This is a genomic window from Helicobacter salomonis (genome assembly GCF_017979425.1).
Lineage (GTDB): Bacteria > Campylobacterota > Campylobacteria > Campylobacterales > Helicobacteraceae > Helicobacter > Helicobacter salomonis.
The window spans coordinates 1-24483 of record NZ_JAERIS010000013.1 but is presented as its reverse complement, the minus strand read 5'-3'; the positions used below and the strand labels follow the sequence as shown (position 1 = coordinate 24483).

Sequence of the window (24483 nt, the reverse complement as noted above, 5' to 3'; positions counted from 1 at the left end):
ATGGGTGGAAGTCTCAAGGATATTCGAAAAAAAATCGTCAGTGTCAAGAACACTCAAAAGACTACCCGCGCTATGAAGCTGGTATCTACCTCCAAGCTCAAAAAGACAGAGGAAGTTGCCAAGCGTTCTAGGGTATTTGCCCAGAAACTCACGGAAGTTGTGGGGGATATTTGCGCCAAGATCAAGGCGCGCAATGTTAAGGGCATTGAGAGCAAGTATTTTGCCCAGCTCGAACACCCCGCCATTCAAAAACTGGATATTGTTTTTGTGACAGCAGACAAAGGGTTATGTGGGGGGTTCAACATGGCGACTATTAAGGAAGTCTTGCGTTTCATTAATCGCTACCAAGCGCAGGGTATTAAGGTGCGTTTAAGAGGGATTGGCAAGAAAGGCGTGGCGTATTTTACATACAATGGGATTGATTTGCTGGACAAAGCAATCGATCTAAGTTCAGCCCCTGATTATGAGAGGGCAAGCGCTTTTATTGATAGAGCGGTGCAGGATTATCTCAATGGCTTGACAGATAGCGTGGTGATCATTCACAATGGCTTTAAGAATATGATTTCACAGGAATTGCGCGTGCAACAGATTCTGCCCTTAGATTTTGCGGAAGTGAGCCCAGATACCCAAGAGGGCATTGTAGTAGAGCCAGATGATGAAGAGGGGGTTATTTTGGATGCGCTGGCCAAAAAATTTATCGACTTTAGCATGTACTATGCTTTGTTGGATTCGTTGGCTGCAGAGCATAGCGCGCGCATGCAGGCTATGGACACCGCGACAAATAATGCCGCCGATTTGGTCAGGAGTTTGACAATTTCTTACAACAAGGCCCGTCAGGAAGCGATCACCACGGAGCTTGTAGAGATCAATGCTGGCGTAGAGGCGATTAAATAAAGGAGTAACATGGAGAAGATGGTAGAAAACACGGGAACTATGGAGGGGAAGATCATACAGATCATGGGACCCGTAGTGGATGTGGATTTTGAAGACTACTTACCCGCTATTTACGAAGCCTTGGACATCGTTTACGATTTTGAGGGAGAGAGTAAAAATCTCGTTTTAGAGGTGGCGGCACACTTAGGAGATAATCGTGTGCGCACCATTGCTATGGACATGACGGAGGGCCTTACACGAGGGCAGAAGGTTGTTGCGCGGGGCAAAATGATTGAGGTACCCGTGGGCGAAGAGGTGCTGGGGCGTATTTTCAATGTGGTGGGAGAGGTGATCGACGAGGGCGAACCCTTGAAAGAACCCACCACTTGGCCTATCCATAGAAATGCGCCTTCTTTCGATCAACAGAGCACCAAAACGGAGATGTTCGAAACAGGGATTAAGGTTGTGGACTTGCTCGCTCCTTATTCTAAGGGAGGTAAGGTTGGATTGTTTGGAGGGGCGGGAGTGGGCAAAACCGTTATTATTATGGAGCTCATCCATAATGTGGCTTATAAACACAGCGGGTATTCTGTCTTTGCCGGCGTGGGTGAGCGCACTAGAGAGGGTAATGACCTTTATCATGAGATGAAAGAAGGGGGAGTTTTAGACAAAGTTGCGCTTTGCTATGGACAGATGAATGAGCCTCCGGGGGCAAGAAATCGCATTGCCTTTACAGGGCTAACAATGGCCGAATACTTTAGGGATCAAAAAGGCTTGGACATTTTGATGTTCATTGACAACATTTTTAGATACGCCCAATCAGGTGCAGAGATGTCGGCTCTGCTAGGGCGTATTCCCTCTGCCGTGGGTTACCAGCCCACTTTGGCGAGCGAAATGGGTAAACTTCAAGAGCGCATCACCTCTACAAAAAATGGCTCGATCACTTCTGTGCAGGCGGTTTATGTGCCGGCTGATGACTTGACGGACCCAGCCCCTGCCTCAGTCTTCGCGCATTTAGATGCCACAACGGTGCTCAATCGCAAGATCGCTGAAAAGGGAATTTATCCGGCTGTGGACCCCTTAGATTCTACCTCTAGGATTTTAGACCCTCAAGTCATTGGTGAGGAGCATTACCGCGTGGCTACTGGTATCCAACAAATCTTGCAAAAATACAAGGATTTACAAGATATCATCGCAATCTTGGGGATGGATGAGCTTTCTGAAGAAGATAAGAAAGTTGTTGAGCGTGCGCGTAAAATTGAAAAATTTCTCTCCCAGCCTTTCTTTGTAGCGGAGGTTTTTACGGGCAGTCCCGGGAAATATGTGACTTTAAAGGAAAGTTTAGAAGGCTTTGGGGGGATTTTAGAGGGCAAATACGATGAGATTCCCGAGAATGCTTTTTACATGGTGGGCAATATTCAAGAGGTAGTAGAAAAATACGAGAAAATGAAAGCTGAGGGCAGCAAGGATAAAAAGAGCGCGTCATAAAGGACAGACATGGGATTGGTCGTGAGTATTGTCGTGCCTCAGGGGTTGATTTTTTCAGGAGAAGTGGATCGCATTACCTTGCCCGGGGCAGAGGGAGAGTTTGGAGTCTTGGAGGGGCATAGCAATATGGTGTCCTTGCTCAAAAGTGGGGTGATTGAGATTGAACGCAATCAGGAAAGCAGCTTAATTGCTATTAGTTGGGGTTATGTAGAGGTCAAGCATACTAGTGTGGATATTTTAGCTGATGGGGCGGTGTTTATTAAAGGTGATGACGAAGTTTACAAGGCTAAAAAGCTCTTGGAGGACGCCACTGCTGATAGGCTCGCCATTTCTAGCGTTATTGCGCGTATTGAAACGCGTGGCTTGAGGTAGGGCGTGGCCTCCTTACAGAATTTCATTTACGAAAGTGGGTTTGTTACCCTGGCTGTACTTCTTTGTCTTTCGCTTTATTTTATCTTGACTCTGTGGATATTCTTCTACAAGTATGTGGCGATCAAGACCAATATTCTCAAGGAACGGCGCGCACTCGAAGCCCTTATGGCAGGCAATACGAGTCTGTTGAGCGTGAAATTCGATCTAGAGCGTTTCTCCAAAGAGCTCCTTTTGATCTGGAAAAATCAAGTGCTTCAACAGAACACGACGGGACTCGTTGTGCTAAGTATCATCGCGTCCACGGCACCTTTTATCGGATTATTCGGAACGGTGGTAGAGATTTTAGACGCTTTTGGACGCTTAGGCACACAGGTTTCCTTTGATGTGATCGCTCCTGTGATCTCTAAAGCACTTGTGGCTACAGCTGCGGGCATTTTAACTGCAATTCCGGCTTATTCTTTTTTCTTAATTCTCAAACGCAAGGTCTATGATCTTTCTGTCTGTGTACAGATGCAAATAGATTTTTTGGTGGCTAAGGAAAGCTGATCGTGTTCGAAGTGGAACACTGGGATGCGGACAAACCTGAACTTAACATCACACCTCTGGTAGATATCATGCTTGTCTTGCTGGCGATTTTGATGATTGCCACCCCCACGATCACTTACCAAGAAAAGATCAGTCTTCCCAGGGGTTCTAAAAATAAACAGACCACAAAGGGCACTGTTTTAGAAATCCGCATGGATTTTGCAGGTAAAATTTATGTTCACAACAAAGTCTATTCCTATAACACTTTTCCGAGTGCTTTCCGCGTTCTTGCAGCTACCTATGATAAAAATACAGCGATTTATGTGCGTGCAGATAAGCGTCTAGCTTATGAGAAAATTATCTACTTACTCAAGAGTATCCGAGAAGCAGGTTTTGCTAAGGTTTCTCTAGTCACTAGTGCGTGATGAACAAGAAGCTTGTCGTCGGCTCAGGGGCTTTGGCTTGCTTGTGCTATGCTCTCCTTTTTGTTCTTCTACTCTCTACTAAACAAATGCAAAAGGTGCATATCCAAGAGAGTATGGACATCGCCTTAATCATGGATACTTTGCCAACCCCAGCCTCCAATCCTTTTCAAGATTTGGGTGTTAGCAGCATGTTTGCCTCTATCCCAGACAAAGAGCCTAGCGTTTCTAATGAGGCCCAAAATCAAGAACATCTTCAGGCTTTGGAGCGCACACAGGCATTTCTCAAAAATATCTCTTCTAATCAGCACCAACAAGCCCTAAAGGACTTGCAAAGTAGTCTTAGCAATATTACAGAACAGCTCCAAACCCTGCAGCATAAAAGTATTGACTTTCAAATTCCCAAGGAGGAAAAGATATCCCAGGAGGAGTATCAAGCTTGGTTTCAAGAAATTTACAAAATTTTGTATGGGCATTGGAAGCTCAGTTTTAAGAAACCCGCATCGGTAGGAGCTTTGATCACCATTTCTGCTAATGGGCAATTTAGTTTTGCCATTGTGGAGTACTCTCCCTTTGCAGACTATAATCGAGAAATTGAAAACCTCTTAGCTTCTCTGCAAACTCAAAAATTTCCCCCCTATCCCAAGGGCTCCATCACCCTAAAGGTAAATTTCAAGACAAAGGATCAATGATGCGCATTCTCTGGATACTGCTAGCATGTTGGCAGACCTATCTCTTGGGTGTGGATGCTACTTTGGATATTGTGAAAGATATTGAAAAATTGCCCAAAGTGGAAGTGCGTTATCTTGATAATGCGCAAGAACCTTATCTCTCAAAAATTTACAATCTATTGCTCTCGGATCTGAGAATCAGTAACCATGTGGAAGTGGTTGGCGTGGGTGCACAGAGTGAAAATGTGGATTACACCACGATGGCAAACCAAGGAATCGCCTTGCTGGTCAGCCTACGCGTCGACAAACCAGATCAGATTAGCGTGCGTCTCTACGACATTACCCATCAGAATGTGCTGGGGGTCAAGGATTACACTTTTACAAAGAAGGAACTTTATCCTTTTATCGCACACCGCGTCGCAATTGACATTAACGATGCGCTCAAAGCCCCTTCTATTGCGTGGATGGATCGCTTTGTGGTTTTTGCAAAGTATCTAAAACCTGGAGTTACTAGTATTGTAGTTGCAGACTATAGTTTAACCTACCAACAAGATATCATTAACAACGGAATGCTCAATGTTTTCCCTAAATGGGCTGATGCGGAGCAGAGTGCCATCTATTATACGCAGTATTTGCGCCAACCTACGATCATTAAATACAATTTGCGCAATGGCTCCAGTGAAGTGATCGCCCAAAGCGGTGGTATGGCCGCTGTCTCTAGTGTAAGTCAGAATGGGGAAAAATTACTCTTAACCCTAGCCCCAGAAGGTCAAAGCGATATTTTTCTCTACGATACACTGAAAAAAACTCGAACGCGCCTGACAAATTATCAAGGCATTGATGTGCTAGGGAATTTCGTCGACCACGAAAAGGCCATGGTGTTTGTTTCAGATCGAGCAGGCTATCCTAATGTTTATCTCAAGAAACTCAAAGCTGATGCCCCCATAGAACAGGTCATTTTCTATTCCAAGAATAACGATTCAGTCGCCACTTCAGGTGATAATATTGTCTATGTGAATCGTGAGGATCGCGATGCGAGTGGGCAAAGCAATTTTAATCTCCATCTCATCACACTGAAAAGTGATTATGTGCGCCGTTTGACGGCAGGTGGAGTGAATCAAATGCCACGCTTTTCTCGAGATGGACAAGCCATCATGTTCTTAAAAAAAGCGGCCCAGCAAAGTGCCCTGGGCGTTATCTTGCTAGACTACAATCAAAGCTACCTCTTTCCTTTAGAGGATGTGCAGATCCAGTCCTTTGATTGGTAGTTTAAGAGAGAAAAAGCTATAATGGAGGAATTGTTTTGCAAAATTGAGCTCAAAGGAGAGTTATGAATAAATGGGCAGTGGCTGGGGCCTTGGCCACCTTGTTAGTGATTGTGGGTTGTGGTGGTAAAGGGCAAGCGGGGCCAACACCCCAACCTCCACAAGCTCAGAGCATACAACCTCCAAGTGAGCAGCCCGTTCAAAACCAGACCGTTCAGCCTGAAGAAGCACATCAGGAAAGCACGCCAGCTCCAGAGCCTAGCCCTCATGTAGAAAGTGGAACGGTCGTGAGTCAGGTTTATTTTGATTTTGATAAGTATGACATCCGTGCGGATATGCAAGATGCCCTTGATCAGGGGGCAGAGAAAATCCAGGAATACAAAATGAAGGTGCTCTTGGAGGGCAATACAGATGAATTTGGCACAGGTGAATATAACTTTGCTTTAGGCAACAAGCGAGCCTTAAGTGTTAAGCAAGCCCTGGTTCTCAAGGGTATTGACGAGTCTGAGATTCAGGTCGTGAGTTTTGGAGAAACCAAACCAATTTGTCAAGAAAAAACCAAAGAGTGCTATCGAAAAAATAGAAGGGTAGATATTAAAGTCGTCGATTGATGTGTGTGCGTTATTGGCTATTGGTCGCAGGAGGGGCCCTAAGCCTCAGTGGTGGCGAGCCTTCTGCCTTTGACTTGCAGAGTGGAGCGACCAAGCAGGAACTGGGCGCGCTTAAATCTAGTAATAAGAATTTGGAGGGCATTATCACAGCCTTGAAGAGCCAGGCAGACTCTCTTTTGCAGAGTCAAGATGGTCTCAGGAGTCTTGTTGAGGGTCAGGGTTCTAAACTTAAAGAAGTCACTGACACTTTGAATACTTATAACGACACCTTAAAAACACTCAAAGCAACTCAGAGCATGCAGGAAAATGTGCTCAAGGAACAGGCAAGCTCAGTAGAGACTCTAAAATCTCAAGTGGAAGCTAATAAGAACTCACTCAGTCAACTGGATCAAAGACTTAATGAAATGAATAGTCTGCTCACTCGGATGAATACGGATTTTGCAACTAAATTAAAATCCATCCAGACATCTATCCAGGAGCAGGCAAATCTGAATGCCAAAAAACTTAAAGAGCTCGCCCAACTTCAAGCGAATGCGATGCAAAAAAAGACAACACCCGCTCCTGAGCAGGATGAAGTAACTTTTGAAAAAGACCCCGCTAAACGCCAACAAATTGCCCAGGAAGCCTTAAACCTCTATCGTCAAAAGCGTTTTGATCAAGCCCAAGCCCGTTTTGCGTGGTTGGGGGAAATAGATTATAAATCTGCATATCACTATTACATGGCAGGCGAAGCTGCTTACATGCAAAAGAAGTATAAGGACGCCATTGCCCTTTACAAGAAAAGTGCGCTCATTAAGGATAAAACAGAATATATGCCCATTTTGCTGTGGCACACAGCGTGGGCCTTTAAGTTCCTGGGTGATCAAAAAAATCACCGTAAGTTTCTGCGTTCGCTGAGCAATCTTTATCCAGAGAGTGAACAGGGCAAAAAGGCCTCGATAGCCTTAGATAAAAATTCCAAACTCAACCAATAAGGGTAACTATGACAACACAGACTAAACAAGTCGCCATCATTGAATATCAAGTTATTGACCCCCAGACTCGAGAGGTCATTGACTCCAATATCGGAAAGAAGCCTTTAGAATTTGTAGTGGGTGCAGGGCAGGTGATCGTAGGTGTGGAAAAAGCACTTGAAAAAGCGACTATTGGGGAAGTGCTCGTGGTGGACATTCCTCCTCAAGAAGCGTACGGAGAGTACCGCACGGATTATTTACAAGAGGTACCTAAAAGTCAATTTGAAGGAATCGAGTTAAAAAGAGGAATGACTTTGTTCGGACAGGGGGAAAATCAGGAAAGCGTGCAAGTTAGCGTTAAAGATTTTGGGAGCGAGATGGTTATGCTAGACTACAATCACCCATTGGCAGGCAAAACCCTCACCTTTCATATTAAACTTCTAGGTTTCAGAGAAGCTTTAGAGCAAGAGATTGCCAATGTGCACCATGCTTCTAAGCAGTGTTGTGGGGGCGGATGTGGCTGTAAACACTAAGCAAGATTACTAGGATTGTATGCACATTTTAAATCTTGGAATCATCGGGCTGGGCTGTGTGGGCATGGAGGTGGTCAACATTTTAGAGCGCAACCGCGCGTGGATTACACAACGCTGTGGCTGCACCTTACAAGTGCGCAAGGGAGTAGTACGCGATCTTTCTAAAAAGCGCGTGCTCAATTTTCCTCTTAGCGATCGTGTAGAGGATGTCTTAGAGGACGCAAGCATTGATATTGTTGTAGAATTAATGGGGGGAGTGCAGGAAGCCTTTAGCATCGCGCAACAGGCCCTTAAAAACAATAAGGCCTTTGTCACAGCCAATAAAGCAATGCTCGCACAACACTACCACACCCTACAATGTTTGACTAAGAGGGCCATTGGTTTTGAAGCCAGTGTGGGGGGTGGACTTCCCATTATCAGGGCGCTTAAAGATGGGTTGGGGGCTAATCAAATTCTTTATCTTGCGGGGATTTTGAATGGGACAAGTAATTTTATTTTAAATCAAATGGAGCTGGGCGCTCCCTTTAAAGAAGCCCTGCAACAAGCCCAAGCACTGGGCTATGCAGAAGCCGATCCCAGCTTGGACATCAGCGGAGAAGACAGTGCGCATAAACTCTTAATTCTAGCTACTCTAGCATTCCATACCCAACCTAATCTCAGCCATGTGGAAGGGATTGAACATATTGAATTCATAGATATTCAATATGCAAAACGCCTAGGATACCGCCTCAAACTCTTAGCCACCGCACGGTGTTGTGATCAACGATTAATGCTAGCCGTGCGCCCCACTCTCATCCCTCAAGCCCATTTTTTAGCCCAGGTGGATGGAGTGATGAATGGAGTGGTTGTGGGGGGAGATTGTGTGGGCGAAACTTTCTTTTATGGTGCGGGTGCAGGGGGCTTGGCAAGTGCTAGTGCAGTGGTGAGCGACCTAATGACTGTGGCTAGAAATCCTAATCCTGCACCTCCTTTAAGGACCCTTATGTACACAAATTTAGAGGTTTCTCAAGCCTATTATTTGCGCCTAGAATCTTTGGATTTAGACCAAATTATCACCACGCTCAAGGCCCATGCAATCCAACTATCCAGTTGCCAAGTAGAGCATCACAGAGTCTTCTGTATTACCAAGCCTACCACACAGCTTGCGATTCAAGAAGCGCTATTTAGTTTCCAAGAGCGCCAACAAAAACCATGCGCTTTGGCCATTTATGAGTCGCCATAAAGGCCTACAAGCAGAAAACCTAGCCTGTGCTTATCTACGTGATCATGGCTACACAATTGTAGCACGCAATTTTGCATGCCGTTTTGGTGAAATTGATATTATCGCACTTAAAGAAGGGGTGTTGCACTTTGTGGAAGTTAAGAGTTGCCAGCGTGGTGCCCCTATCCACGCACTCACGCCTACAAAATTGGAGCGCATCACTAAAACAATTCAAGTCTATCTGCAAACTTATACTAATTCGATGCCTTATTGTGTCGATGCGGTATTAATTCAGGGCACTTTACAAAACTACACAATCGAATGGCTGGAAAACATTGGTCTGTAGAGTAAAGGTGGACTTTATCTTTGGTGTTATAGAATACGCGGTCTCATTAATTTTAAGGAGTAATTATGGCGGATTATATTGAACTAACCAGTGAAAATTTTGAGAGTGTCACAGGTAGTGGTGTAGTTGTGGTAGATTTTTGGGCCCCCTGGTGCGGGCCTTGTAAAATGCTCTCCCCAGTGATTGATGAGCTCGCCAGCGAATACAAGGGTAAAGTTAAAGTCTGTAAGGTCAACACGGACGAACAGGAGGAGCTTTCTGCGAAGTTTGGGGTGAGAAGTATCCCCACTGTACTTTACATGAAAGATGGTGCGGTGCAAAACCAGACTGTGGGCGCGCTTTCCAAGCAAGCTCTCAAAGACCATATTGACAAATTACTATGATCGATTTAGCGATTATTGGAGGTGGGCCTGCGGGTCTAAGTGCGGGTCTTTATGCTACTAGAGGGGGCTTGAAAGATGTGGTGCTCTTTGAAAAAGGGATGCCTGGAGGACAGATCACGCAGAGCAGTGAGATTGAAAATTATCCAGGCGTGAAAGAAATCTTAAGTGGTATAGATTTCATGCAGCCCTGGCAGGAGCAATGTTTTCGTTTTGGTCTGAAACACGAGATGATTTCTGTGGTGCGCCTCAGTCGACAAGAGGAGCATTATGTCCTGCACTTGGAAGATGGGAAGTGCGTGGAAGCTAGAAGTGTAATTTTGGGCACAGGAGGCCGCCCTAAACGTACAGGCATCAAGGGTGAGGCAGAGTTTTGGGGCAGAGGGGTTAGCACCTGCGCCACTTGCGATGGTTTTTTTTACAAAAATAAGGAGGTAGCCGTTTTGGGAGGAGGGGATACTGCCCTGGAGGAGGCGATTTACCTCACGAAAATGTGCAGCAAGGTGCATTTGATCCATCGGCGCGAGCATTTTAGAGCCGCGCCCATCACCATTGAGCATGCTAGAAATAACCCTAAGATCGTGTTTTTAACTCCGACTGTGGTTGAAGAAATCCGAGGCGATGCTAGTGGTGTCAATTCCCTCTTGCTCAAAAATACACAGAACGGAGAGCTACAGGAGCTTCATGTGTCCGGCATTTTTATTTTTGTAGGCTATGAAGTCAACAATGAAATCCTCAAACAAGAGGATGGGAGCATGCTCTGTGCCTGTGATGACTACGGCTATGTGCTTGTGGACTTGTCTATGAAAACGAATTTGGAGGGTCTATTTGCCGCTGGAGATGTGCGCACTCAAGCACCCAAACAGGTGGTGTGTGCGGCTGGAGATGGTGCGGCAGCTGCGCTCTCTGCGATCGCTTATCTGGATGCACATCCTTGAATTGTCGCATCGGAATCTTTGGAGCAGGCAGAATGGGACGCCTGCTTGTGCAAGAGAGCAAGAAATACCCTAACTTATGCCTCTCTAGCGTTTTTGTGCGCAAGGGTCTTAGCCCTGCGTTGGTTCAAATCCTCCCTGAGAGTGCCTTTGTAACCAATGACTTAGAGCAGTTTTTAGCCCATTGCTCCCTAGTGATCGATTTTTCTCTTCCACAAGCCCTCCCTATTCTTTTAGAGGCTTTGTCTAAACATCCCTTACCCTTGGTTTCTGGAACAACAGGTTTGAGTGTGCAGGTTTGCCAAGATTTGCGCAATCTGGGTAAGCAGGTGCCTGTTTTATATGCCTCTAACATGTCCCTAGGCATGGCTACGCTTTACAAATTAGCCTCTTTGACAGCACAAGCCTTAAAACATGCAGATATTGAGATTGTAGAAGCACACCATCGTTACAAAAAAGATGCCCCGAGTGGAAGTGCGTTGCGTTTAGGTGAAGCGTGTGCGCAGGCAAGGGGATGGGATTTTGCGAAAGCATGTGCAATGCGTAGAGATGCTCAACGTCAAGAGCACGAGATTGGTTTTGCAAGTGTGCGGGGAGGAGATGTAGTGGGTAAACATGAAGTAGGGTTTTACTTAGATGGAGAGTATGTGGAGCTAAGACATGTTGTTACAGAGCGCAGTATTTTTGCCAAAGGTGCCTTAGAGGCAGCCAAGTGGCTTGCTGCGCAATCCCCAGGTTTCTATGGAATCGAACATCTCTACAAGTGATCGCATAGGCACTGGACATTGTGCAACTCTACTAGCTGTGTTGTCATGCAGAGGTATTGAGGGATCAGCGTGTTATTCCACGCCCTAGCGCGTCTTGAAACCAGCGCGTGGAATTCTTTGCTCCAACCTCTTACGCGGGGTGTCTCATTTTCTGCCCTTAATCGTAACTACATGCAGGCTATTACAGACGCTCAGAAACGCCGTAAGCGTGTATTCCCTTTACCTAATGCACTCTTTAAGGCCTTTGAAGTCACGCCCTTGGAATCTCTGCATACTGTGTTACTTGGCCAAGACCCCTACCATGGCACTTTTGAATACCAGAAACAAGAATATCCATTGGCTATGGGATTGAGTTTTAGTGTTCCTAGCCATGCCCCTATTCCTAAGAGCTTGCAAAATATTTACCAGGAATTGCATCAAAGTTTAGATATCCCAAAGCCAGCTCATGGGAATTTGCAAGCATGGGCAGAACAGGGTGTCTTACTCTTGAATGCGATTTTGAGTGTGGAACAAAACCAAGCCAAGTCGCATGCGCATCTAGGTTGGGAAGGTTTTACAGATCAAATTTTGAATCAACTTTCCAAGTTGGAGCGTCCGTTAGTGTTTATTTTTCTGGGTAAAGTAGCTCAGGAAAAGCGCAAATTTTTGGTCCATAACCCCCAGCACCTGATCTTGTCTGCTCCACATCCAAGCCCCCTCGCACAACATAGACCTCCATTTTTTCTAGGAAGCGAGGTCTTTTCGAAGGCACATGCATTTTTGCAAGAAAAGGGGATTAGCATGCAATGGGGCTTGACATCGTAGAGAAATTACGCTAGAATGCGGGCTTTTGGAGAAATCTGATAGAAAAGAGACGGGGAGGCAGAGAAACCCGGCCCCCACAGCGACGGGGACCGGGCGCAGGCACAACTAGTCTTGGTTGTTGCTGTTGTTATTGCTATTGTTGCTGTTGTTGTTATTGCGGTTGCTGTTGTTGCTGTTATTGCTATTGTTGCTGTTCCTGCTGTTATTGCTGTTGCTATTGTTGCTCATAGTCTGCTCCTTTCGTAAATTTGGAAACCTTCAATTTCCATGTGAGGAATATAGCATGCCTTCCGTTTACTTTGGTAAATGACTACATTGAACGACTAGTACCTTTTAGATGGCTACTAGGTTACTATGTTTCTCTTCCAACACCATTCAATATATTTTTTGACCCAAATACACCATTTGCCAGAGATATTAAAACCACCCACATGTCCGATGGCGTAGTGTGCTCCTAGAGAACAGACAAGGCCCTTAGATGTAAATACAAAAGGGGTTGTAGGTCTCTTATGCTCTAAAATCTGTGCGAAATGTGTGCCTAAATAAGTCCCCATTTGGCTCGCCAACTGCGCGCTAGGTGGGTAAAATTTACCCTCAGGTGATTTCAATAGAGCGCAATCACCCAGCACAAAAACCCCTTCCTCTGATAAATCCATAGGTTCTAAAAAACCATTCACTTCTACCCTGCTGTGTAGACTCTTGAATAAGCTAGATTTCTGAATCACTGCATTTCCGCGCACGCCGCAAGTCCATACCAGAAAGTCTGCTAGAATCTCCCTACGTTCCTGGCCTTGCTCTACAAGCACCTTCCCACTTTGGCACTCTAGGATCTTGGCTCCTAGTTCTAATTTGATTCCTTTTTTTTGCAGATAGGCGATCCCTCTTTGCACTAATTTAGGGGTAAACATCGGTAAAATGCTCGGCATCGCCTCAACGCAGGTAAGCTGGTATGTCTTGGGGGCACATAGGCGAGGTAGTGTATCGCTCAGTGCTCCCACAAGCTCCACTCCACTCAACCCCCCCCCACATACCACCACATTGAAAGGGCGCGCTTGATCAAAAACCTTGATAGCATGTAAAAGAGCTTGGTGTGAGGCCTGCGCACCCGCGTAATTAGTTAAACCATGCGTGTATTCTTCAACGCCGAGTACCCCAAAGCTCTCGCGTGCAAAACCTAAGCCCACTATAAGATAGTTATAAGCGTAGGTCCCCAGCTCTCCAACGACATGCCCTTCTTGAATTTCCACCACACGATCTTGCACCAATTCTATCTCTGAAGGTAAAATTTGATTCAATTCTAAAGTGTAATGTCCATCGACACCTGCCAGCACTTCATGTAAGAGCACGCTAAAGTAATGTAAAGGTGAATCTGAGATTAAACAAATCTGGCATGACCTGCGCACTTGCGCACTCAACGATTTCAAAAAAGCAAGCGAGCCATAGCCCGCTCCCAACACAATAATCTTCATCACCACTGAATTGTAACGACAGGTTTAATGAAATTCTCTGGTTTGTCTTTCATCCACGCGAGGGCTTGGGCAATTTCCTCAAACCCTCCCTCTAATCTGTGTGTAATGATGGGCTTCACATCGAGCTTTTTGGTTTGCAACAAGCGCGCAAGCTTCTCCATGCGATAACGCCCTCCTGGAGTGAGGCCTCCTTTGATTGTTTTGTGGCCCATTCCCACATTCCATCCTAGTCGCGAGATGCGCAAATAATCCCCACATCCAAAATAATTGACATTGGACACCACACCACCGTTGATCACGCAATCACACGCATCGCTCAAAATATCAGTCCCTCCCCCTGCAATAAGCACCTTATCCACACCCACCCCCTTGGTCAAGTCCATGATTTGCTCTTGCAGGGGAGCCTTAGTGAAGTCTACATAATGAGTTGCGCCATAATGTTTATGCGCCACTTCGTAGCGAAAAGGCACACAATCCACAGCATAAATTTCAGATGCACCCATCAGATTGGCTCCTGCGAGTGCCATTAAACCTACAGGACCTAGTCCAATGACAGCCACTCTATCCCCAGGTTTAATATCCGCCTGTTCTGCGCAGTGAAAACCTGTGGTAACCATGTCGCTAAGCATCACCGCATCTCTAAAATCCACATCTTCAGGCAAATGGCCTAAATTCCCATCTGCGTCATTAATATGAACTTGCTGTGCAAAAACACCATCCTTAAAATTGGAAAATTTCCAACCCGTTAAGGGCCCTTCTTCATGCTGAGGATAACCTCTCTGTGCTCCCGAAGTATTCCACTTAGGCGTGATTGCAGGGATGATCACCTTATCACCGGGTTTAAAATCCTGCACTAAAGCCCCCACTTCCAACACCTCGCCCACACCCTCATGCCCTAAAAACATATGATGTCGTTCCCCAATCCCCCCCTCATAACAAGTGTGCAGATCAGAAGTGCAAGGCGCAACGGCTAGAGGACGCACTAACGCGTCCAGTGGTCCACATTCAAGCCTTTTACGCACGGGCACTACACACTCTAAACTCTCTTTTTCAATGATACCAACCTTGCCAATCTCCAACATGGCAAAACCTTTAATCATAAGACACTCCTTCCATATCAAGATGAGGTGTCATTATAGTACACTTGAATGAATGTGCATTAGGCGTTTTCTTGTTCGCACACCTCGCAGGCATAAAGACCAAATAATAGGAGAAGCCAGGAAATGTAGATATAGGACATCAGGAACCAAAGAATAGAAATCGAACCATAGAGTTCGTGGTAGGTGCGGTTGTAGAGAACATAATAGACAAACCCCCATTTCATGATAGACCAACACACACTCGTAATTAAACTCCATAATAGGGGGTGGCGCATGCGTTTGAAAATCTTGTTAGTAGGCAATAGAAATAAAACCACAAAGAAAGCATATGCCCCTAACCAGCGCAAGAGAACCAATACCCACATACTTTGAATGAATGCCTGTATCTGAATATTGATAAAGACAACGGCTGGCAATACGACTAAAAAAACCACCCCCGTCCCAAAACCCCAGAAAACAAAAATCTTCTTTCCCCTAAAGCTGATGTAATCCCTGGGAGCAGCTTTGAGAATTTGGGAAGCGATGTAGCGGTAGTTTTCACAAAACAAGAAAAATGCCAAAGCAATGAAAGCAATTTCTACAACCCCCAGTGTGCGATCATTGCGCATGAATGACTTAAGGAAGAACTGACTGACATGGACAAAATCGGGGCTATTAGGAAAGAAAAAACTCTCAATCTCAAAAGTTTGAGAAAAAGGACTGACAAAAATCAGGGCCATAAAGAGCAAAATAGGAGACAGAGACAAAATAGTGTAAAAACTCAAAGAAGAAGCGTAGTAGAAAATCCGTGCTATCTCGTCTAAGTGCCTCTTGAGCTTAGGACTCAGAAGATATTCACACGCGTAAAAAATTCCCGCCACTATTTCAAATGCGCGCGTTATTAACGCACGCAACTTGGCCCACATTAATGGCAGGTCGTTGCGATCGTCAATCCATAACTTTTGAGCATGTCCAAATCTTTGGCAGGTGCATCCCCCTTTGTGGTCAAGTAGTCTCCCAACACAATCGCATCTACACCGCAATCAAAGATTTCCTTTTGCATATCCTTAAACACAACTTCTCGTCCCCCTGCAATCATCAGGCGTGTCTTGGGTAAAAATTCTTTGGCTAAAACCAAGCACTCTAAGGCCTCTTGCGCATCCAGAACATCTTGCTTAATGGGTAGAGCAGGATTGGGAATGAAAAAATTAATGGGAGTTGTAGCTGGAGTTAAGGACTGCAAGGCACGCAACATTTCAATGCGTTCCTGGTAAGTTTCACCCAGTCCAAAGATTCCTCCGCTACACAAGCTCAAGCCTACTTCCAGCACATTTTCACAGGTTTCAAAACGCTCCTGCCATGGGTGCGTGGAACAAATTTGAGGGAAAAAACTCTGTGCGGTTTCCAAATTATGGTTATAGCTGTCAATCCCATTTTCTTTGAGAAAGGTCAAAGAATCTTTATCTGCCCTACCACAGCATGCAATGAGGTGTAGCTCGGGCTCTTCTTGTTTGATGGCGCGTGCTAAGCTGGCAATGTAGTCGCATTTTTTGTGATCCAACCCCCTCCCTGAAGTGACTAAACAAAACCCTAAAGCCCCAAAACTCCGCCAATGTTTTGCTTCTAAAACCACATCCTCCACTTTTTTATATTTGTAGCGCTTAATCTTGCCCTGATGATGCGAACTCTGTGTGCAGTAGGCACAATCCTCGCTGCAATCCCCGCTACTGACATTAGAAATGGAACACAGGAAAATCTCTTGCATAAAGACCTTTCAATGATTAGGCAAGAGAGCCAAAGAATCGAACTCTGCAGCGCTTAGGACACCTAAACGCCCATTGGGTTTGAAGCCCAAGGCACGCACCAGCCATGCTCGCTCTCCATGGGAGAGTATAGCAAAAAGCCTTGCTACACAAGTTTAATTTCTGCTTGAGGAATTGCTTACACACCACTATCCTTGCACTAATTTATGCTATAATGCCCGCCTAGAAATTGGGGCATCAGCCCGTAGAGCAAAAGCCATGGGGTCTGTCGGTGGTTGGGCTTTGGTGATCCCAAAATTCCCCAGCTTGAGCTGTGAGGGGTGTGTTTAAAAGGAGAAACATGATAGCTCGGTGTCTTAAACTTTCTTTGGTTGTCTTAGTCCCGGTGATGCTCCAGGCTGCTTCTCACTCTGCTCCTGGCTGGTATGAAAATTTCAAGGGTGACTCGGCGTATTTTTATGGGAATGGCTCTGGGGAGAGCAAGGAGATTGCTAAACAAAAAGCCCTCAACGATTTGGCTAGTAGCATTGTCGTCAGTGTGTCCTCTACAACTACCAGTCAGACTACGCGGAATAATAAGACCCTAGATAAGCACTCTTCGCAAGATATTCGTCTAGTTGTGGATTCGATCAAGTTTGTCAATGTTAAAACAGACAAGCAGGAATGCACGCGCCATGGTTGCTATACACGCCTCAAACTCAACAAGAACATGTTCTTGAACACGCTGGCCAAGCGTTACAGCAATCTCTATAACAGTCTTAGTGCTCTGCACCCTCAAGAGGGTTGTAAGGGGATATTTTTGAAGGAGATGCAGAAGTTGCAGAGTGCGGTCTCCCAGGCCATGCCCCTGCAGGAAATCCTCAATGCTTATGGGCGCGGGGTGGCCTCTTTAGCTCCCTATCAGGAGCTGATCAAGGAAAACAGCCCTCACCCCAAGGCAAATCTCATCTACGCGCCTGGCTCAGATGAAGAAATTGCAGATGCCCTCACGGGGCAGTACGCGCGCTTTATCCAGCAGTCCGATGCGCCCGGTTTGTACCGTATTGAGAATAAAATCTATGAAAGCACCGCTAATGGGTTGTTCCACATCGGACTCAGCCTCAATATCAAGGATTGTCAGGGCAATATTGTCTACTCTAAAACTCTGAGCGCAGATCAGCCCGATCGTAGCGCCGCTATTGAGCGCATCAAAGCCCAAGCCTTTAAGCAATTACGCAATTACCAGCAGGGTGTGGGCGCGGGCACGGCCGATGTCAATAATAATAAAATAGATTTCTAGTCTATTACCCGCTCCAATAAATCTATTAGCAATGTTATGGGTCACAGGCTCCCCGTAGTTAGAGATAGGGCCTTAGGGCGTGGGTAGTCGACATACTACAATGAGGGTTTTAAGGAGGTGAGAGATGGTGCGTTTTTGGGTACTATGGGTTTTTAGCGCGGGGATGGTGCTGGCCCAGGGAGCAGAGAGCTTTTTTGGCGCAATCGAAGCGCAACTGAAAAGCAATACTGCTAAGGGTATCTTGATGTTGATTTTCATCGGCATTGCCTTTTATGTGTGGCGCAATCTGGATCGTTGGCGTGAAATTTTCTTTACAATCTTAGGGGTGGTGCTAGGGATCATGCTCTTTTTCAAGGCTCCTGCTCTGGCCTCGTGGTTTATGGAGTTGTTTTAATGGGCTCTTATCCCGTATTGGTGGTGTCTGTGCCCAATCTCAAAGAAATTTCTACAAAAGACAAGTTTCTTTGGCTCAATGCAAAATCTTGGATTTTATCCATCTTCATTCCCTTTGTGCTCTTCCCATGGTTGGGTATTCTCTACGCCTTACTTCTCTATGTTGGGTTTTTACTGCTCTTCAGTATTTTAGAGTTTTTTGATGAGGACATCGCCGACATTCTGATTGCCCGCTCGCAAATCAAGACCCCCAGCAATAATTTTTATGCCTGAGCGTTTAGGTCAGCCAAGATGTGATCCACAATCGCGCGCGCGCCGTTGCCAGCTATCCTTTCTCTGAGCTTTAGACTCACTTGAGAAATGTGCAACCCTTGTGTTTCAGGGGTTTGCAACCACTCAATGAAGTCAAAAAGTTGAGAGGGGTGTAAATCCTCTTGGAGGACAATCTTAGCTAAACTATCTTGTTCAAATTCCAAGGCATTGAAATACTGGTGATTCTTGGCGGCATAAGGATAGGGAACAAACATAGTGGGTAAATTATTAGCACAAAGCTCCCACACACTGCTAGCCCCCGCCCGACTCACACAGATATCTGCCTGCTGCATTTTTTCCACTAAATTTGGCTCAAAGGCAAATAGGTCAACCATGTCTAAAATACCCAAATCTTGATAGAGGGTGGCCACGCGCTCGTAAGCAAGTGTGCCGCACTGGTGGAGAATTTTTAAACCTCTCTGGAGGAGTTCTTTTGCGCATGAGAGGGCAAATGTGTTGATGGCACTAGCCCCCTGCGAACCTCCCAAAAATAAAATAGTGTTAATTTGGTTGCGAATACGGGCTTTCTCAAAAAAGACTTGTTGCACAGGGTAGGGGGTTTTACAAAACTTCGCCCCCGCATTCTGGTTTTCAAAGCTACCAAAAACGCGTTTGGCGTAGGGGGTGACATATTTGTTAAGAGTGCCTTGAATCGCATTTTGCTCGTGCACATAAAGAGGAGTGCCCGAAAAGATACTAGCTAAACTACCCGGCCCAGCACTAAAGCCACCCACACTGATAAGAGCCCGCACCCGGTGTTTTTTCAGCAAACCTAGGGCTATCCTAGCCCCCTTAAGTTGTGCCCACAGAGCCGGAACTCTCTTCCAAAAGCCCTTATTGACCACCCCGCTACTCTCCAAGAAATAGCGTTCCACAAATAGGGGGCTGTTTTCAAACCAGCCACGATCTTGGCCTGTGGTGCTCCCAATATAAATGAGCTCCTGACCTTGACTTCTAAACTCTTGGGCTAGAGCCTTGGCAATGCACAAATGCCCCCCCGTCCCCCCACCGCTAATGGCGAGCACAGCCTAATAACTAGCCTGCAAGGTTGCCTGAACAGGAGGCACAAAGGATTTAATCGTTTCTCTGAACCCAAAATCTGGATAATCCATAATAGAGAGGGGGATTTGAGCGGCATAACCATTATTGGGGTTGAAGATCAAGGGTGCCAGGAAATTGACCATGGAATCTTCCAAATTCTTTTGGACGACGACCACGCAATAAACCTCCACTTCAGAGCTAGAGTCTAGCTCTAAGAGTAATTCTATGTACTTGGGAATGCTAAAGCTGTACTCTCTAAGTTTGTAAGGGTTGGCCAAGACTAGACTAATTGTTCCATCTAAGCTACTCACTTTGCTGAAGAGGTCGTCGATCTTAGTGAGCTCAACCTCCATGATATTTTCAAATCCAAGAATAGGTGCCTTGAGTTGGTAATGCATGCTGTTCCTTTAAGCAAATATGCTAACTCTTCAGCAAAAGCCGTTCCAAAAACTCGAGGGGATTTGAGGAGGTGGCGGACAGGGAGGGATTCGAACCCTCGGTAACCTTGCAGCTACGCATCCTTAGCAGGGATGTGGTTTCAGCCAACTCACCCACCTGTCCTTCAGACACAAAGGCGCATTATAACGATCTAAAGTTAACAGACATCTTAAGAGGACAACCTTTCTTTATTTGTCGGTAATGATCCTAGCAAACTTCACCCAAATATACTTGCTACTACATTGAATACCGACTTAATTCCGCTAGCAACAGACTTAGCTACACTGACAACACTATTCACCACAGACCTAACTGCGCTTACTGCAGTGGAGACGACAGATTTAGCCACTTGGGCAATGCCCTGCCCCACTGCTGAACCCGCCATATAACCAATGGTTCCGCCTATAAAACCACCCACAGCCGCCCCTACTGGTCCTAAAAAAGCCCCAATAGCTGCCCCCACTTCTGCGCCCTTAGTCGCCGCAACAACACCAGCCATAGTGGACATAGTCGTTTCATTGAGTTTTTCAATCGTCTGTTCGCCAGTGAGTTTGCCTTGAGCGTATTGGTAAAGCACTTTGATATTTTCTATGGCAGTACTAGCCACCGCCACAAAGACATTTTTAGACCCCAACGCTTTAGGCAAAATCCCCTTTTCTGCTGCCACTTTGATCGTGGCAGCTAGCGCGCTCTTTGCCCCCGTGTCTGCTCCGCTGACAAGGGCACGCTTGGTGATTTCTTGCACTTTTTGTTGATCCAATTTTTCTCCGGAAAAAATATGCGAAACCACATCTATGCCTAGAGAAAACCCTGCCCCATAGAGTGCGCTCTTACCCGCCTCTTTGCCTATACCCCTAGCTAAATCTTTGGCTTGATAATCATTGTAATCTTTTTGGGGGATTTGCCCCTCTTTTTGGGCTTTTTCTTGTAAGGCTTTAGCCTCTGCCTTGCTTAAAGGCTGGCTGGTCGTGCCATCGGGGGCTTCTATTTTGTCCGTAACTTTAAGCCCTTGTGCCTCTAGCTGTGCCTTTTGCTCGCTAGGGACTAATTTTTGTTGCCCGCGATAGTCGCCCTGCTCAAAGGCTTTTTGGGTGCTAACTGCATCTTGACCATATTTAGACTGGTAACGCCTAACTACCTTGCCCTCTGCATCCTTGATCACCACATCCACACCATTTTTGGCATACCCATCACTGGGCTTAAGCACTTCCGCGCGGTATTCTGATCCCCTAGCTGCTGCGTTTAAATTAAATTGCTGGGCGTGCTGTTGCTCGGCAATAAAGCCATCTAAATTGGTGTTTTGGCTAATCACGCCCTCGTTAGTAAGTAAAGTACTAGCCATCTCTGTATTGGCTTGTTTGATAGCCTGATCTAAATTATTGAGATAGGGCACTACCTCTTGTGCTGCCATGTTTGCTGTGGCTTTGTTGATTTCACTGGCAAACCACTGCTCTTTAGTGCGCCCATTTTCTAGGGCTTTTTCTAGGGATTGTTTTTTTGCCTCATAAATTTTAACTTCTGCCTCTATCTCCTCTCTAATTGCCTTGGCATTACTTTCGGGCAACTCTATAGCTAATTGCGCCTCAATGCCCGCCATGCCGTCCTTTTCTTGTGCCTCTAGGAAACGCCCTAGAATTGCGCTAAAAGCGTGGGCTTGCTCGGGAGTGAATGTAGGTAGGGAGTTAGACAGAGGGGTTAAAACAAGAACATCAGACTGCATGTCTTAATCCCTTTTATCGTAGTCAAGGACTTTAGGTTCTTTAAAACTCGTGCTACTTTTTCCAGAAGTGTAAAAACCATCAATGGATTGCACTAAATTCAACATAGTTGAAATGTCAGAAATCTCACTCGCATCGTATTCTGCACCCGCGTTTTTATCTAAACGCACCAAAGCACTCACTAATTTTCTACGCACATTCAAGCGGATTTTTTCCCTTAGAGTGGTGCTATAATCACAAGTCTTGCTATCACTCACGCTCTCTTGCTCAACTACAGCATTGCCCGCATTTTGCAAACACAATTTCTTAGCTTGGATTCGAATGGCGTGGATTTTGGCGTGCATGGTCTTGGTGATGGGTGTGGTGGCTTTTAAGGCTTTTTGCAAGAAGTTAAGGTTCAGGCTTTTATTTTCAATAAAGCTCTCTTGCACGGCGAGTTTGACTAGGTTTTCTAAATCTGCCCCGCTAAAGCCCTCACACTCTTTGGCTAACTTGTTTAAATCTAGGTGTTGGGTATTTTGCTGGCGTTTTTGCAAATGGATTGTTAAAATCTGTTCTCTCTCTTTTACACCGGGCAAATCCACGAAAAAGAGTTCATCAAAACGCCCTTTTCTCAAAAACTCAGGGGGAAAACGGGTGATGTCATTAGCTGTGGCTACGATGAAAACCATGCTACTTTTCTCCTCCATCCATGTGAGAAAATGCCCAAATAAACGCCTACTCACTTCGTGCGCGCCCTCATTAGCCCCCATCCCGCTAAAGGCCTTTTCAATCTCATCAATCCAGAGCACACAGGGGCTAATGGCTTCAGCTAGTTGCAAAGCCGCGCGCATATTCTCTTCACTCTGCCCGACAAATTTCCCAAATAAACGCCCCACATCTAGGCGCACTAGGGGGAGTTTGAATAACCCTGCGCACGCCTTAGCACTCAAAGACTTCCCACAGCCGGGCACGCCCACCACTAGCACGCCCTTAGGCATATCCACGCCCTTTTGCATGGCTAAATCTAAATGGGCGATGATCTTAGCTTGTTGCCTTAGCCAAATTTTAAGTCTTTCTAGCCCTCCCATGTGTGCTAAGTCCTCGCCCTCTTTGGGGCGCACCATTTCTAAAAGATTGGTCTTTTTAATGCGCTGTTCTTTTTCCTTGATCACAAAATCCCGACTTTGAGCATCAATGCACCCCTGCTCATAGAGAGCCAAGCGCAAAATCTGCTCGATCTGCACGCCCCTTAAGCCCTTACAATCTAGGGCAAGCTCATTAGCCACTTGGGGTTCTAGGTCTAGGTGATTTGCCTGCACAAAGTGGTTGATAATCTTTAAAATTTGCGCTTTATCCGGGAAGGGGATATCAAAAATGCGGGTGTAAATCTCGAGTTCTTTGGGAATGGTAGGCGTGCCTAAATGGCTAGAAAAAATAAAGATGGTTGCGCTGTAATCCTCTTTGCTTAAGATATAGCGTGCCATGCGTTGCAAGAGGGCGACCACTTTGGGTTCTTGTTCTAGCTGTTGGTCGATGTCTTTGAGCACGATAAAGAGTTCTTCATCAAAGGGGCGATCGGAGTTGTCTTTTAAAAAGCTCTCTAGGTCTTGGGGCTCGCCCTTGGGTCCTTTGGTGGCAAAGTCTAGCACGCCTAAAGCGTGGTCAAATTCTAAACATTCTCTATTCCCTCTAACTTGTGCGATCAGGCTATCTAAAGCGTCCTTATCTTGGCAGGACATGTAAAGAATAGGGGCATGGGTGTCTATGAGTTGTTGGAGTTGGTGGGGTAAGTTAGTGGGCATGGGAGTCCTTATAGCTCAATTTCTATGTAGGATAGGGTGGTGTTTTGTTGTGTTTTGTTGTTATGGCGGATTTCTACCGCACCTTTGAGTAGATAAAAGCCCCCATCAAGCCCAAAACTAAGCAAATTTTGTTGCTTGGCGTTGTCTTTTATGACTAAATGGGTTTCTAGGTCGTAAGGATTAATATCGTAAAAAGAACCCCCATCTTTGCCATTAATGGTGTATTGTCTCCTCACACAAACCACCTTATCGAACACATGCACCTTGCCTTGTGCGGGAATTGTTAGTGTTTTGGGTTGTGCAAAATGCGTGAAGTAGTCAAAACTATTTTCGTTATGACGCCTGAGATAAGGCAACACAAGTTCATGTTGCCCATTAACATCTATATGCATTTGGCAAACGCAGTCAGCCCACTTTAGTCCCCAAAAATGCACTAAAAAGCACATCCACAAAAGGGGTGCGATTGTGGGTTTTCCATCATAACCTTTGCTTGCTGGGCGCGATTTAGCCTCTGCATGCAATACCGCTGCAATGTTGAGTTTATCCATCTCCAACAACTCAGCATAATCTTGGACTAGCTCCCTTAAAGCACTCTTGCCCTCCTCTAAATCTTGGGCGTTATAGAGTTTATTTTTAAGCGCAGTATAGGATTTGAGATAATCTTTAAAATTTGGAGCGTGGGGTATGCTGCGGGCATTGAGAGCGGGCAAAGCCATTAAAGCTTTTTGTGCGCTTAAAGGGACTAAGGCTTGTTTTTGTGCTCTAGTTTCTGCTTGTGATTGCTCCTTCTCTTGCATGTGCTGGTGATTTTCCAACACCCCTTGGATCATCTGCAAATCCGCCTCTATCCCAAAAACCTCACACAAGGCTTTTAAAATCTCTGTATCCTGTGTAGCTGTGATTGCCTCTATGCCTGCCAACTCATTTTGATAGCCCCTTGATCTGAGCCAACGCCATAGGGTTTTAGTTTTGTAATGCTCCAGCACATCTAAGAGATTAAAATGCTCTTTGAGCTGTTCTAGGCTGGTGATCTTCTCCCCATCACAAGTTAAAGCAAATTT

29 protein-coding genes and 2 tRNA genes are annotated in these 24483 nt (G+C 45.7%); 20 read left to right on the top strand and 11 right to left on the bottom strand.

What is annotated here, in order from left to right; all coding sequences use genetic code 11:
* The 17 genes from atpG (at nucleotide 1) to KCO92_RS07585 (ending at nucleotide 12392) form a co-directional block, all read left to right on the top strand.
* Nucleotides 1–894, top strand: coding sequence for an ATP synthase F1 subunit gamma (atpG, locus tag KCO92_RS04140; protein ID WP_104696078.1), 894 nt, complete (start codon nucleotides 1–3; stop codon nucleotides 892–894).
* Nucleotides 895–933: 39 nt separating this feature from the next.
* Nucleotides 934–2361: a F0F1 ATP synthase subunit beta gene (atpD, locus tag KCO92_RS04135; RefSeq protein ID WP_104696115.1), complete on the top strand. Its 1428-nt coding sequence runs from the start codon at nucleotides 934–936 to the stop codon at nucleotides 2359–2361.
* A gap of 9 nt (nucleotides 2362–2370) precedes the next feature.
* Complete coding sequence (gene atpC, locus KCO92_RS04130) at nucleotides 2371–2733, top strand: ATP synthase F1 subunit epsilon (RefSeq protein WP_104696079.1); 363 nt, start codon at nucleotides 2371–2373, stop codon at nucleotides 2731–2733.
* A gap of 3 nt (nucleotides 2734–2736) precedes the next feature.
* On the top strand, nucleotides 2737–3279 hold the full coding sequence (locus KCO92_RS04125; RefSeq protein WP_104696080.1) for a MotA/TolQ/ExbB proton channel family protein: 543 nt from the start codon (nucleotides 2737–2739) through the stop codon (nucleotides 3277–3279).
* Nucleotides 3280–3281: 2 nt separating this feature from the next.
* Complete coding sequence (locus tag KCO92_RS04120) at nucleotides 3282–3683, top strand: ExbD/TolR family protein (RefSeq protein ID WP_104696081.1); 402 nt, start codon at nucleotides 3282–3284, stop codon at nucleotides 3681–3683.
* A gap of 86 nt (nucleotides 3684–3769) precedes the next feature.
* Nucleotides 3770–4372: a TonB C-terminal domain-containing protein gene (locus tag KCO92_RS04115; protein ID WP_233710509.1), complete on the top strand. Its 603-nt coding sequence runs from the start codon at nucleotides 3770–3772 to the stop codon at nucleotides 4370–4372.
* A complete protein-coding gene (gene tolB, locus KCO92_RS04110) occupies nucleotides 4372–5619 on the top strand; it encodes a Tol-Pal system protein TolB (protein ID WP_104696083.1) in 1248 nt (415 codons plus the stop codon). The genes KCO92_RS04115 and tolB overlap by 1 nt, the downstream gene beginning before the upstream one ends.
* A 62-nt stretch (nucleotides 5620–5681) precedes the next feature.
* On the top strand, nucleotides 5682–6227 hold the full coding sequence (locus KCO92_RS04105) for an OmpA family protein (protein ID WP_104696084.1): 546 nt from the start codon (nucleotides 5682–5684) through the stop codon (nucleotides 6225–6227).
* A complete protein-coding gene (locus KCO92_RS04100) occupies nucleotides 6227–7201 on the top strand; it encodes a hypothetical protein (protein ID WP_104696085.1) in 975 nt (324 codons plus the stop codon). Before KCO92_RS04105 ends, KCO92_RS04100 begins: the two co-directional genes overlap by 1 nt.
* Nucleotides 7202–7209: 8 nt before the next feature.
* Nucleotides 7210–7713: an FKBP-type peptidyl-prolyl cis-trans isomerase gene (locus KCO92_RS04095; RefSeq protein WP_104696086.1), complete on the top strand. Its 504-nt coding sequence runs from the start codon at nucleotides 7210–7212 to the stop codon at nucleotides 7711–7713.
* Nucleotides 7714–7732: 19 nt separating this feature from the next.
* Nucleotides 7733–8935: a homoserine dehydrogenase gene (locus tag KCO92_RS04090; protein WP_104696087.1), complete on the top strand. Its 1203-nt coding sequence runs from the start codon at nucleotides 7733–7735 to the stop codon at nucleotides 8933–8935.
* Nucleotides 8922–9260: a YraN family protein gene (locus KCO92_RS04085; RefSeq protein WP_104696088.1), complete on the top strand. Its 339-nt coding sequence runs from the start codon at nucleotides 8922–8924 to the stop codon at nucleotides 9258–9260. Before KCO92_RS04090 ends, KCO92_RS04085 begins: the two co-directional genes overlap by 14 nt.
* Nucleotides 9261–9325: 65 nt before the next feature.
* The gene (trxA, locus tag KCO92_RS04080; RefSeq protein WP_104696089.1) at nucleotides 9326–9643 is read left to right on the top strand and encodes a thioredoxin; all 318 of its coding nucleotides are present in this window, start codon (nucleotides 9326–9328) and stop codon (nucleotides 9641–9643) included.
* Nucleotides 9640–10578 carry a thioredoxin-disulfide reductase gene (gene trxB / locus KCO92_RS04075; protein WP_104696090.1) on the top strand — a complete coding sequence of 313 codons (939 nt, stop codon included), beginning with the start codon at nucleotides 9640–9642 and terminating at the stop codon, nucleotides 10576–10578. Before trxA ends, trxB begins: the two co-directional genes overlap by 4 nt.
* Nucleotides 10575–11342, top strand: coding sequence for a 4-hydroxy-tetrahydrodipicolinate reductase (gene dapB / locus KCO92_RS04070; RefSeq protein ID WP_104696091.1), 768 nt, complete (start codon nucleotides 10575–10577; stop codon nucleotides 11340–11342). Before trxB ends, dapB begins: the two co-directional genes overlap by 4 nt.
* 69 nt (nucleotides 11343–11411) lie before the next feature.
* The gene (gene ung, locus KCO92_RS04065; RefSeq protein WP_104696092.1) at nucleotides 11412–12146 is read left to right on the top strand and encodes a uracil-DNA glycosylase; all 735 of its coding nucleotides are present in this window, start codon (nucleotides 11412–11414) and stop codon (nucleotides 12144–12146) included.
* Nucleotides 12147–12257: 111 nt separating this feature from the next.
* Entirely contained in the window at nucleotides 12258–12392 is a 135-nt protein-coding gene (locus KCO92_RS07585) for a hypothetical protein (RefSeq protein WP_267892225.1), read from the top strand.
* A 98-nt stretch (nucleotides 12393–12490) separates the two neighbouring features.
* On the opposite strand, the gene KCO92_RS04060 is transcribed toward KCO92_RS07585, so the two are convergent.
* The 5 genes from KCO92_RS04060 to KCO92_RS04040 form a co-directional block, all read right to left on the bottom strand.
* Nucleotides 12491–13615, bottom strand: coding sequence for an NAD(P)/FAD-dependent oxidoreductase (locus tag KCO92_RS04060; RefSeq protein ID WP_104696093.1), 1125 nt, complete (start codon nucleotides 13613–13615; stop codon nucleotides 12491–12493).
* Nucleotides 13615–14715 carry an NAD(P)-dependent alcohol dehydrogenase gene (locus tag KCO92_RS04055; RefSeq protein ID WP_104696094.1) on the bottom strand — a complete coding sequence of 367 codons (1101 nt, stop codon included), beginning with the start codon at nucleotides 14713–14715 and terminating at the stop codon, nucleotides 13615–13617. The genes KCO92_RS04060 and KCO92_RS04055 overlap by 1 nt, the downstream gene beginning before the upstream one ends.
* 59 nt (nucleotides 14716–14774) lie before the next feature.
* Nucleotides 14775–15620 (bottom strand): YihY family inner membrane protein, encoded by an 846-nt coding sequence (locus KCO92_RS04050; protein WP_104696095.1) that lies wholly within the window; start codon nucleotides 15618–15620, stop codon nucleotides 14775–14777.
* Nucleotides 15620–16459, bottom strand: coding sequence for a biotin synthase (locus tag KCO92_RS04045; protein ID WP_104696096.1), 840 nt, complete (start codon nucleotides 16457–16459; stop codon nucleotides 15620–15622). Before KCO92_RS04045 ends, KCO92_RS04050 begins: the two co-directional genes overlap by 1 nt.
* A 21-nt stretch (nucleotides 16460–16480) precedes the next feature.
* A tRNA-Sec gene (locus KCO92_RS04040) sits at nucleotides 16481–16575 on the bottom strand.
* A 222-nt stretch (nucleotides 16576–16797) separates the two neighbouring features.
* Between KCO92_RS04040 and KCO92_RS04035 the strand changes: the two genes are divergently transcribed.
* The 3 genes from KCO92_RS04035 (at nucleotide 16798) to KCO92_RS04025 (ending at nucleotide 18402) form a co-directional block, all read left to right on the top strand.
* Nucleotides 16798–17736 (top strand): LPP20 family lipoprotein, encoded by a 939-nt coding sequence (locus tag KCO92_RS04035; protein ID WP_104696097.1) that lies wholly within the window; start codon nucleotides 16798–16800, stop codon nucleotides 17734–17736.
* A 124-nt stretch (nucleotides 17737–17860) separates the two neighbouring features.
* A complete protein-coding gene (locus tag KCO92_RS04030; protein ID WP_104696098.1) occupies nucleotides 17861–18130 on the top strand; it encodes a TrbC/VirB2 family protein in 270 nt (89 codons plus the stop codon).
* Entirely contained in the window at nucleotides 18130–18402 is a 273-nt protein-coding gene (locus KCO92_RS04025; protein WP_104696099.1) for a competence protein ComB, read from the top strand. Before KCO92_RS04030 ends, KCO92_RS04025 begins: the two co-directional genes overlap by 1 nt.
* On the opposite strand, the gene murG is transcribed toward KCO92_RS04025, so the two are convergent.
* From murG to KCO92_RS03995, 6 genes are all read right to left on the bottom strand, one after another.
* Nucleotides 18393–19466: an undecaprenyldiphospho-muramoylpentapeptide beta-N-acetylglucosaminyltransferase gene (murG, locus tag KCO92_RS04020; RefSeq protein WP_104696100.1), complete on the bottom strand. Its 1074-nt coding sequence runs from the start codon at nucleotides 19464–19466 to the stop codon at nucleotides 18393–18395. The two genes, KCO92_RS04025 and murG, sit on opposite strands and share 10 nt — an antisense overlap.
* Before the next feature lie 3 nt (nucleotides 19467–19469).
* Nucleotides 19470–19880, bottom strand: coding sequence for a flagellar assembly protein FliW (gene fliW, locus KCO92_RS04015; RefSeq protein WP_104696101.1), 411 nt, complete (start codon nucleotides 19878–19880; stop codon nucleotides 19470–19472).
* 72 nt (nucleotides 19881–19952) lie between these two features.
* Nucleotides 19953–20043: transfer RNA gene (locus KCO92_RS04010), tRNA-Ser, on the bottom strand.
* A gap of 94 nt (nucleotides 20044–20137) precedes the next feature.
* A complete protein-coding gene (locus KCO92_RS04005; protein ID WP_104696102.1) occupies nucleotides 20138–21640 on the bottom strand; it encodes a hypothetical protein in 1503 nt (500 codons plus the stop codon).
* 3 nt (nucleotides 21641–21643) lie between these two features.
* A complete protein-coding gene (locus tag KCO92_RS04000) occupies nucleotides 21644–23422 on the bottom strand; it encodes an AAA family ATPase (protein ID WP_104696103.1) in 1779 nt (592 codons plus the stop codon).
* 8 nt (nucleotides 23423–23430) lie between these two features.
* Nucleotides 23431–24483: hypothetical protein (locus KCO92_RS03995; RefSeq protein ID WP_210647451.1), on the bottom strand; the 1053-nt coding region annotated here is incomplete at its 5' end.

Bases quoted from the DNA above. Each gene is read 5' to 3' on its own strand.
- KCO92_RS04105 (WP_104696084.1), top strand. From the start codon at position 5,682: ATGAATAAATGGGCAGTGGCTGGGGCCTTGGCCACCTTGTTAGTGATT.
- tolB (WP_104696083.1), top strand. From the start codon at position 4,372: ATGCGCATTCTCTGGATACTGCTAGCATGTTGGCAGACCTATCTCTTG.
- atpD (WP_104696115.1), top strand. From the start codon at position 934: ATGGAGGGGAAGATCATACAGATCATGGGACCCGTAGTGGATGTGGAT.
- KCO92_RS04090 (WP_104696087.1), top strand. From the start codon at position 7,733: ATGCACATTTTAAATCTTGGAATCATCGGGCTGGGCTGTGTGGGCATG.
- KCO92_RS04005 (WP_104696102.1), bottom strand. From the start codon at position 21,640: ATGCAGTCTGATGTTCTTGTTTTAACCCCTCTGTCTAACTCCCTACCT.
- KCO92_RS04025 (WP_104696099.1), top strand. From the start codon at position 18,130: ATGGGCTCTTATCCCGTATTGGTGGTGTCTGTGCCCAATCTCAAAGAA.
- fliW (WP_104696101.1), bottom strand. From the start codon at position 19,880: ATGCATTACCAACTCAAGGCACCTATTCTTGGATTTGAAAATATCATG.
- KCO92_RS04085 (WP_104696088.1), top strand. From the start codon at position 8,922: ATGAGTCGCCATAAAGGCCTACAAGCAGAAAACCTAGCCTGTGCTTAT.
- trxB (WP_104696090.1), top strand. From the start codon at position 9,640: ATGATCGATTTAGCGATTATTGGAGGTGGGCCTGCGGGTCTAAGTGCG.
- KCO92_RS04035 (WP_104696097.1), top strand. From the start codon at position 16,798: ATGATAGCTCGGTGTCTTAAACTTTCTTTGGTTGTCTTAGTCCCGGTG.
- atpG (WP_104696078.1), top strand. From the start codon at position 1: ATGGGTGGAAGTCTCAAGGATATTCGAAAAAAAATCGTCAGTGTCAAG.
- KCO92_RS04115 (WP_233710509.1), top strand. From the start codon at position 3,770: ATGCAAAAGGTGCATATCCAAGAGAGTATGGACATCGCCTTAATCATG.
- KCO92_RS04045 (WP_104696096.1), bottom strand. From the start codon at position 16,459: ATGCAAGAGATTTTCCTGTGTTCCATTTCTAATGTCAGTAGCGGGGAT.
- KCO92_RS04030 (WP_104696098.1), top strand. From the start codon at position 17,861: ATGGTGCGTTTTTGGGTACTATGGGTTTTTAGCGCGGGGATGGTGCTG.
- KCO92_RS04055 (WP_104696094.1), bottom strand. From the start codon at position 14,715: ATGATTAAAGGTTTTGCCATGTTGGAGATTGGCAAGGTTGGTATCATT.
- KCO92_RS04100 (WP_104696085.1), top strand. From the start codon at position 6,227: ATGTGTGTGCGTTATTGGCTATTGGTCGCAGGAGGGGCCCTAAGCCTC.
- trxA (WP_104696089.1), top strand. From the start codon at position 9,326: ATGGCGGATTATATTGAACTAACCAGTGAAAATTTTGAGAGTGTCACA.
- KCO92_RS04000 (WP_104696103.1), bottom strand. From the start codon at position 23,422: ATGCCCACTAACTTACCCCACCAACTCCAACAACTCATAGACACCCAT.
- KCO92_RS04060 (WP_104696093.1), bottom strand. From the start codon at position 13,615: ATGAAGATTATTGTGTTGGGAGCGGGCTATGGCTCGCTTGCTTTTTTG.
- KCO92_RS04095 (WP_104696086.1), top strand. From the start codon at position 7,210: ATGACAACACAGACTAAACAAGTCGCCATCATTGAATATCAAGTTATT.
- KCO92_RS04050 (WP_104696095.1), bottom strand. From the start codon at position 15,620: ATGTGGGCCAAGTTGCGTGCGTTAATAACGCGCGCATTTGAAATAGTG.
- atpC (WP_104696079.1), top strand. From the start codon at position 2,371: ATGGGATTGGTCGTGAGTATTGTCGTGCCTCAGGGGTTGATTTTTTCA.